Source organism: Streptosporangium sp. NPDC048886 (assembly GCF_055586905.1).
In genome coordinates, this window is record NZ_JBVJHH010000117.1 from 1 (window position 1) to 1,342 (window position 1,342).

Genomic DNA, 1,342 nt, shown 5'->3' on the forward strand with positions numbered 1-1,342 from the left:
TAGCCGAAGGCCGCCCACGCCTCGCCGAACAGCACGGTGCCGTCGCGGTCGGCGGGGTCGGCGCCCTTGGCGTGGCGCAGGTCGCCGCGGAGCGAGGTCGAGCCCTTCGCCGGTGCGACGGCGACCAGCGCCAGGTCGGCGCCGCCGCCCGGGGTGCGCCGGGAGTCGGCGTACTGGGCGTCGGCGGCGAGGTTGCCCAGCGCGCTCTCGCCGTCGGCGTCGCGGACCCGGGTGATGTCGGCGCTGATCGTGGCGACCGGCCGGGCGTAGGTCTGCGCGCCGCGGCTCTTCCAGTAGTCGGCCAGCTTGACCATCTCGGGGTCGGGGGTGACGTCCCGGGTGACCGGGTGGTTGACCGAGGTGGTGGCCGAGCGGATGACCTCACCGGTGCGCGGGTCGAGCTTGAGGTTGATCTCGTTGATCAGCCGTCCGTGGTTGGCCGCCTCGACCACCGGGCGGGGGTTGCCGTCCGGGTCGGGCAGCGAGCAGTTGAACAGGGCGTGCCAGTGCCCGGTGACGATCGCGTCGATGTCGGGGGAGGCGGCCTTGGCGAAGTCGAAGACCGGTCCGGTGGGGTTGGTGTTGCACCGGTCGTAGACGTCGCCGGCGGTGCCGCCTTCGTGGACGTTGGCCACGATCGCCTTCACGCCCCGGCGGCGTAGTTCGGCGGCGTAGCGGTTGGCGGTCTCCACCAGGGCCAGGTTGTCCAGTTGCGGCTGGTAGGAGGTCGAGCCGGTGACGGTGGTGGGGGTGGTCAGGTTGATGAAGCCGACCGGGATCCGTCGGTGGCCGGCGGTGACGTGTTTGATGACGTAGGGCTGCAGGACCGGCCGGCTGGAGCCCTTGCGGGTGATGTTGGCGGTGGAGATCGCGAAGTCCGCGCCGTGGAAGCGGCGGCCGGTGGAGTCGGTGAAGCAGCTGTCGAGGTCGATCTGGCCGAAGCAGCGGCCCTTGCCCATGTGGTCGCGGAGGAACTCCAGGGAGATGTCGAGTTCGTGGTTGCCGACCGCGGTGAACTCCACGCCGATCCGGTTGAGGAACTCGATGGTCGGTTCGTCGGCGTGGTAGGCCACCTCGGTGGGCCAGCCGCTGAAGTTGTCGCCGGTGGAGAAGGTGATGGAGTTGCGGTGGCCGGCTCTGAGGTTGTTCAGGTGGGTGGCGACGTAGGCGGCGCCGCCGACCACGATGCTGTTGCCCTGGGCGTCCTTGACGGTGCCGTTGGCCGCGTCGTTCAGCGGCTGCAGGTAGCCGTGGAAGTCGGTGATGGACAGCAGTTGGACGTCCACGGGATCTTCACGCGGCTGGGCCTGGGCCGGGCCCGGCTGGGCCGCGACGAGTGCCG

1 protein-coding gene is annotated in these 1,342 nt (G+C 70.6%); it reads right to left on the reverse strand.

Annotated features, from left to right (window positions below; translation table 11 throughout):
* On the reverse strand, positions 1–1,286 hold a 1,286-nt coding region (locus ACZ6R6_RS49325; protein ID WP_470104479.1), incomplete at its 3' end, for a bifunctional metallophosphatase/5'-nucleotidase.
* Between the last annotated feature and the right edge of the window lie 56 nt (positions 1,287–1,342).